Source organism: Pedobacter sp. HMWF019 (assembly GCF_003061025.1).
In the GTDB taxonomy this organism is placed as follows: domain Bacteria; phylum Bacteroidota; class Bacteroidia; order Sphingobacteriales; family Sphingobacteriaceae; genus Pedobacter.
Map to the genome: position 1 here is coordinate 21,241 of NZ_QAIL01000314.1, position 7,313 is coordinate 28,553.

Sequence of the window (7,313 nt, forward strand, 5' to 3'; positions counted from 1 at the left end):
ATCTTAAAAAGAAGGAACCACGTGAAAAAATTTATAGACGAGAACTTTTTATTACAGAATAAGACGGCTCAGGCATTGTATCATGAGTTTGCCAAGGACATGCCGGTAATTGATTACCATTGCCATCTTCCGCCAGATCAGATTGCGGAAGACCGCAATTTTGAGAATCTGACACAGGTTTGGTTGTATGGCGATCATTATAAGTGGCGGGCCATGAGGGCTAATGGAATTGCCGAGGAGTATATTACAGGGGATAAAAGTGATTGGGAGAAGTTTGAGAAATGGGCGGAAACGGTGCCTTATACCTTGCGCAATCCTTTGTATCACTGGACGCACCTGGAGCTTCAACGCTATTTTGATGTATATGATATCCTTTCTCCGGCAACTGCGAAAAAGATTTACGATGAATGTACGGCTAAACTGCAGACACCAGAATATTCTGTAAAGAACCTGTTGCGTAAAATGAGGGTGTCTGTTGTGGCAACCACAGATGATCCGGTGGATGATCTGGCTTACCACAAACAATTGAAGGCAGACGGTTTTGAAATTAAGATTTTGCCTGCTTTCCGTCCGGATAAAGCCATGAATGCCGATGATCTGCCAGCATTGATCAGTTATATTGGTCAACTGGAACAGGTTTGCGGTATAACCATAACTGATTTTAATGCTTATCTGGGTGCTTTAAAAAGCAGACACGACTATTTTGCCGCTCATGGCTGTACCATTTCTGACCATGGTTTGGAGCAGATGTATGCTGAGGCGTATACCGATGAGGAGATCCGGCTTATTTTTGACCTGATCATTGCTGGAAAGACGTTGAGCGAACAACAGGTTCTGCAGTTTAAATCGGCCATGTTGTATCATTTTGCTGTATGGGATAAGGAGAAAAACTGGGTACAGCAGTATCATCTTGGTGCTTTGAGGAACAACAATTCCCGTTTACTGGGGGCTCTTGGACCAGATACAGGCTGGGATTCTATTGGTGATTTTCAGCAGGGACCTGCTCTGTCGAAATTCTTAAACCGACTGGATTCTGGTGATCAGCTGGCTAAAACCATTTTATATAACCTGAATCCTGCAGACAATGAACTGATGGCGACGATGATTGGGAATTTTAACGATGGTTCTGTTGCGGGCAAGATTCAGTTTGGGTCTGCATGGTGGTTCCTGGATCAGAAAGATGGGATGATCCGTCAGATCAATGCCTTGTCTAATATGGGATTGCTGAGTCGTTTTATAGGCATGCTGACAGATTCCAGGAGTTTCCTTTCTTATCCGAGACATGAATATTTCAGAAGGCTGCTGTGTAATTTGTTGGGTGAGGATGTTGAAAATGGAGAATTACCAGAAGATATGGACTGGCTGGGTAAAGTAGTTAAAGATATTTGCTATTTTAACGCAAAAAACTACTTCAATTTTTAGTATGGGAAAGATTCTGAACTTTGGTGAATTGCTGTTGCGTATCTGTCCGGACGTAGAAGGAAACTGGTTGAAGAACAACAGCCTGCCTTTTTATGTTGGGGGAGCTGAACTGAATGTGGCTACGGCACTGGCTTTATGGGAACTGCCCTCGGCTTATCTCACGGCTTTGCCCGAAAACTCATTGACTGAACAATTGGTGGGCTATGTGCAGGGACTTGGCATTGATACCAGCCCAATTCAATACCATGGGGAAAGAGTTGGACTGTATTACCTCCATAAGGGGAAGGATATGAAGAATGCCGGAGTGATTTATGACAGGGCACATTCTTCTTTTGCAACCTTACCCGTTGGTCAGGTGAACTGGGATGAGGTGCTGACTGATGTGACCTGGTTCCATTTTAGTGCCATTTGCCCGGCCTTAAGCCAGACAACCGCTGATCTTTGTGAAGAGGCGCTCAAAGAAGCTTCTGCAAGGAATATTAAAATTTCTATCGATTTGAACTATAGGGCTAAGCTTTGGAAATATGGTAAGGAACCTGTAGAAGTACTGCCCGGACTGGTGAAATATTGTGATGTGGTGATGGGAAATGTTTGGGCAGCTGAAAAGATGCTGGGTATTCCAGTTAATGAAGGGGTAGTGGAAGCGGATCAGAAAGCCATATATCTGCAGCAATCGGAACAGAGTTCAAAAGCGGTCATAGCTGCATATCCTAAATGTAAAGCGGTAGCGAATACTTTTCGTTTTGATGCCGGTGCCGGGGTAAGGTATTACAGTACCTTGTTTAGCGAAGGGTCGTTAAAGGTATCAAAAGAATACGCTGCGGAACAGATTGTAGATAAAGTGGGGAGTGGTGACTGCTATATGGCAGGTTTAATTCGTGGATTTTTCCTGGGTAAAGCTGCACAGCAGGTGCTGGAGTTCGCTACGGCTGCTGCATTTTCTAAATTGTTTATAGAAAGTGATGCAACCAGCCTTAAGCCTGCTGAGATTGAAGAAAAAGTGAAAATGTATGAACTGGTCGTTTCATGACCAATAATGAAATAGAGATGAAAACTAAAGAAAGTTCTTTAAAAGCCATTACAGATCAGGGATTGTTGCCGCTGTTCTTTTATGAAGATGCTGAAGTGAGCCTGGATGTGATCAGGACGCTTTATCGTTCTGGTATTCGTGTCCTGGAATATACAAACAGAGGTAAAGAAGCGTTGGAAAATTTTCGTTTTCTGATTCCTGCTGTGGAGAAAGAAATGCCTGATCTGCACCTTGGAATCGGAACCATCAAAACCACAGCAGAGGCTAAGGCTTTTCTGGAAGCAGGTGCCCATTTCCTGGTTTGTCCGGTGGTGGATCCGGAAGTAGGTCAACTGGCACATGATGCTGGATTGCTATGGGTGCCGGGCTGCTTCTCGCCTACGGAGATCAATGTGGCTTATCAGCATAAAGCAGGCCTGATCAAACTTTTTCCAGCCAATTTACTGGGGCCTTCTTACCTGGTTTCTGTGAAGGAACTTTTCCCGGGACAGCTATTTATTCCAACGGGAGGCGTGGAGATTGAAGAAGGAAATATGACTAAATGGTTTAAATCCGGCGTTTGCGCAGTGGGGATGGGGAGTAAACTGATCAGCCGGGAGATCCTGGAAAATAAAAATTATGAGCTGCTGGCTGAATTGACTAAAAAGACATTAGACATGGTCCAACAAACGAGATAACGAGAAAAAGATAATCAACCTAAACCAAATATAATGAACGATACTAAAATGAGCCGCTACCGTTGGACGATCTGTGCCCTGTTGTTTTTTGCAACGACGGTAAACTACCTTGACAGACAAGTTCTTAGCTTGTTGCATACCAAGTTAGAAGCGGAATTTAACTGGACAAATACGGATTATGCAAATATAACTGCGGCCTTTCAGCTGGTCTATGCTGTTTCTATGCTTTTTGCAGGAAGGATAGTAGACAGGCTGGGTACAAAGTGGGGTTATGCTGTAGCTTTAATTGTTTGGTCTTTGGGTGCTATTTTACATGCTAAGGCTATTCCTGTTGGACATGGTTTAGCATCACTACTGGGAATCATTGGTATTTCGGGTGTTTCTGTTTCTGTTCTGGGCTTTATTTTTTCAAGAGCTGTTCTGGGTTTCGGGGAGTCTGGAAATTTTCCGGCAGCAATTAAGGCTACGGCTGAATATTTTCCTAAAAAGGAGCGTTCCCTGGCTACAGGGATCTTTAATTCGGGTGCTAACGTTGGGGCTATTCTGGCACCACTTACGGTGCCCTGGATTGCGCACAACTGGGGTTGGGAATCTGCCTTCCTGGTGATTGGTGCAGTTGGCTTTTTATGGCTGATCTTCTGGTTCATCTTTTACGAAAAACCGGAAAAGCAAAAGCGTTTGTCTAAGGCCGAGCTGGAATATATTCTTTGTGATCCGGATGCGGATGCGATTGTCCCTTCTGCTTCTGAAGCGGATGCGGAAAAAGTTTCCTGGTTTAAACTGTTGAAATACAAACAAACCTGGGCATTTACTTTCGGTAAATTTATGACCGATGGGGTATGGTGGTTCTTTTTGTTCTGGCTGCCTTCTTATTTAAAGGTGCAGTATGGAATGGATGATACGGCTATTATGATTCCTTTAGCAGTGCTGTACAGCATGACGATGATTGGAAGTATTGGCGGAGGCTGGTTTCCTATGTATTTTATGAAGAAGGGCTATGCACCTTATGACGGACGGATGAAAGCAATGTTTATTATTGCCTTGTTTCCGCTGTTGGTACTGCTGGCCCAGCCATTGGGTCATATCAGTGTGTGGCTTCCGGTGATTTTAATTGGGATTGGAGCTTCGGCACATCAGGCTTGGTCTGCAAACATTTTCACTACTGTTTCGGATATGTTTCCTAAAAAATCTGTAGGCTCTGTTATTGGGATTGGTGGTATGGCTGGTGGTTTAGGCGGCGTGTTTATGTCTAAGCTGGGAGGCGGTCTTTTTGATTATTACAAGGGACTTGGTCATATCCAGACCGGATACACCATTATGTTTGCGATTTGTGCACTGGCTTACCTGGTGGCCTGGATCGTTATGAAATCTTTAGTACCTAAATACAGACCAATTACGAATTTATAGCCTAATCATTTAAACAATCATAACCTAAAACTAATGAATTTTGAAGATCAGCTCCGTACAATTTTTGTAGCGGAGCATGAAATCCCTGAAGCATTTCGTCTGGAAGGCGAATTGCATCAGCGGGAGTACCTGAGTAACGGCGCCCTGCATCCATGGGCCGGAGATGTACATACAGTGGTTTCTCCTGTTTGTATTAAGGGTCCGGATGGCCTGAAACCTAAAGTGATCGGAACCTATCCTTTATGTGATGAAAAGGAAGCTATGGAAGCCCTGGATGCGGCTGTAGCTGCCTACGACAACGGGAGAGGAGAGTGGCCAACCATGAGCGTGGCTGGCCGGATTTCGCATGTGGAGAAGTTTACCAACCGGATTCTGGAGAAAAAGAACGAAGTGGTCAAATTGCTGATGTGGGAGATTGGTAAATCTTACGCAGATTCGGTTAAAGAATTTGACCGGACGGTAGAATATATCTATGCGACCATTGATGCTTTAAAAGATCTGGACCGTCAGTCTTCCCGCTTCAGTATTGAACAGGGAATTGTGGCCCAGATCAGAAGATCGCCTCTGGGTGTGGTGCTTTGTATGGGGCCATTTAATTACCCGCTGAATGAAACTTTTACGACATTGATCCCTGCATTGATTATGGGGAATACCTTGTTGTTTAAACCACCTAAACATGGTACGCTTTTACATTATCCTTTACTGGAAGCATTTCGTGATTGTTTTCCAAAAGGAGTGGTGAATACCATTTATGGCAGGGGGAACAAAATTATTCCGGGTTTGATGAAATCTGGTAAGATCAATGTGCTGACCTTAATTGGTTCTAGTAAAGTGGCCAATGAACTTAAAAAACTGCATCCAAAGATCAATAGGCTTCGTGCTATCCTTGGACTGGATGCAAAAAATGCAGCAATCATCACAGCTAAAGCAGACCTTAAACTGGCCGTGCAGGAATCGGTTTTGGGATCTTTATCCTTTAACGGACAGCGCTGTACAGCCTTAAAGATTATCTTTATCCATGCTTCACTTGCGGATGAATTTTTAAAGCAACTGTCTGAGGCGGTTGCCGGGCTTAAATATGGAATGCCATGGGTAGACGGTGTGGCTTTAACGCCGCTTCCTGAGCCGCAGAAACCAGCTTATTTGAAAGCGTGTATAGACGATGCGGTTGCTCATGGCGCAAAGGTGGTGAATGAGCACGGTGGAACTGCTTTAGCGTCTTTTGTATACCCAGCGATTGTTTATCCGGTCAATAAGGATATGAAGTTGTATACAGAGGAGCAGTTTGGTCCGGTTATTCCAGTAGTGCCTTTTCATGATCTGGAAGAAACAATAGAGTACCTGATTGAATCTACACATGGGCAACAGGTGAGTATTTTCAGTAATGATGAAGAGGAAGTTGCTGCACTGATTGATCCTTTAGTGAATCAGGTGAGCCGGGTGAACATCAATTGCCAATGCCAGCGCGGACCAGATGTATTCCCTTTTACGGGTAGAAAAGACAGTGCTGAAGGTACTTTGTCTGTAGTGGATGCATTGAGGTCTTTCTCCATTCGCTCTTTGGTGGCCACGAAATTGAATGACAGCAATAAGCAGTTGATCAATGAGATTATTGACAGCAACAGTTCTAATTTTCTAAGTACGAAGTTTATATTTTAGGAAGAGCTGTATTTATATTTTGGAAAAGGGTGCCTGTTGGGTACCCTTTTTTATTTGGTGGAATCCCTGGGGATCAGGCTGGATTTTAGAATGGTTGTTTCTTTAGCTTCTTCTACTGCGCGGTGTTCTATAATGTTGAACATGACTTCTGCTGCTTTTTTGCCGATATCAAATGCGGGTTGAGTAATGGTACTCAGGGAAGGGTTGAGTAGGGGTGCCGTAGCCAGATTGGAGAAGCTGATCACCTTGACCTGATCAGGTATTTTTAGGCCAAGTTCATTGCAGACTTCATAAGTGGTAATAGCTAGTTTTTCTACCGAAGCAAAGATCCCATCGGGCCGGTTTTTGGAAAGAAGGAGGTTTTTGATCTGCTGATAATTACTTTCATTACTGTCTGCACAGGTGAGCACAAGGTCAGTCTGCAATGGAATATTATTTTTATGCAGCGCTTCTTTAAATCCTGCAAATCTTTTTTTGCTGATGGACAGGGTTTCGGATACTTGAAGGTAAGCGATATTTTTACATCCTGCCTCTATAAGATGATGGGTTGCTTTATACCCACTGTCGTAATCATCTGTTGTGATTTTTGCCGTGTCGATCTGGTCACAGATGCGGTCAAAGAAAACAATTGGGATGCCGGTACTGTATAAATTGGTCAGGTGCTCAATTTCCGCAGTCTGACTGGTTACGGAGATCAGGATACCATCTACACGGCCGCTCAACAAGTGTTTGGCAATGGCAATTTCCTTGTTAATGTCTTCATGTGTCAGATAGATCAGTACATGGTAGTTTTTCTTCTGCGCAATTTCTTCGATGCCGTTGATGGCGAGCGTAAAAAAATTATTGTCTATCTCAGGAATGACCAGTGCAATGGTCTTGCTTTTTTGCTTTCGCAGGCTGCTGGCATAGGGGTTGGGCTGATAACTTAACTTTTCTGCCATTTCTCTCACCCGCTGTTTAGTTTCTGTGCTGATTTCATGGCTGTCATGAAGTGCACGGGATACAGTGGAGGTGGAGAGTTTAAGTTCAGCTGCAAGTTGTTTTAAATTAATACCCATATCCAAAGATAATAAACATCCCATAGGAATGTATTTAAGATTTTTAAAGTGGTTTTAGTC

General features: G+C 43.6%; 6 protein-coding genes. 5 read left to right on the forward strand and 1 reads right to left on the reverse strand.

Annotated features, from left to right (window positions below; all coding sequences use genetic code 11):
• The first annotated feature begins 21 nt into the window (after positions 1–21).
• Genes uxaC through DBR11_RS17685 form a run of 5 tightly spaced genes read left to right on the forward strand, consistent with a single transcriptional unit; the run spans position 22 to position 6,195 of the window.
• Positions 22–1,422, forward strand: coding sequence for a glucuronate isomerase (gene uxaC, locus DBR11_RS17665; protein ID WP_108553964.1), 1,401 nt, complete (start codon positions 22–24; stop codon positions 1,420–1,422).
• 1 nt (position 1,423) lies between these two features.
• On the forward strand, positions 1,424–2,452 hold the full coding sequence (locus tag DBR11_RS17670) for a sugar kinase (RefSeq protein ID WP_108553965.1): 1,029 nt from the start codon (positions 1,424–1,426) through the stop codon (positions 2,450–2,452).
• A 17-nt stretch (positions 2,453–2,469) separates the two neighbouring features.
• Complete coding sequence (locus DBR11_RS17675) at positions 2,470–3,129, forward strand: bifunctional 4-hydroxy-2-oxoglutarate aldolase/2-dehydro-3-deoxy-phosphogluconate aldolase (RefSeq protein WP_108553971.1); 660 nt, start codon at positions 2,470–2,472, stop codon at positions 3,127–3,129.
• 33 nt (positions 3,130–3,162) lie between these two features.
• Positions 3,163–4,536 carry an MFS transporter gene (locus DBR11_RS17680; protein ID WP_108553966.1) on the forward strand — a complete coding sequence of 458 codons (1,374 nt, stop codon included), beginning with the start codon at positions 3,163–3,165 and terminating at the stop codon, positions 4,534–4,536.
• Between the two features lie 33 nt (positions 4,537–4,569).
• The gene (locus tag DBR11_RS17685) at positions 4,570–6,195 is read left to right on the forward strand and encodes an NADP-dependent glyceraldehyde-3-phosphate dehydrogenase (RefSeq protein ID WP_108553967.1); all 1,626 of its coding nucleotides are present in this window, start codon (positions 4,570–4,572) and stop codon (positions 6,193–6,195) included.
• Between the two features lie 50 nt (positions 6,196–6,245).
• Here DBR11_RS17685 and DBR11_RS17690 read toward each other — a convergent pair whose 3' ends face one another.
• The gene (locus tag DBR11_RS17690) at positions 6,246–7,277 is read right to left on the reverse strand and encodes a LacI family DNA-binding transcriptional regulator (RefSeq protein ID WP_233260803.1); all 1,032 of its coding nucleotides are present in this window, start codon (positions 7,275–7,277) and stop codon (positions 6,246–6,248) included.
• Positions 7,278–7,313: the final 36 nt, after the last annotated feature.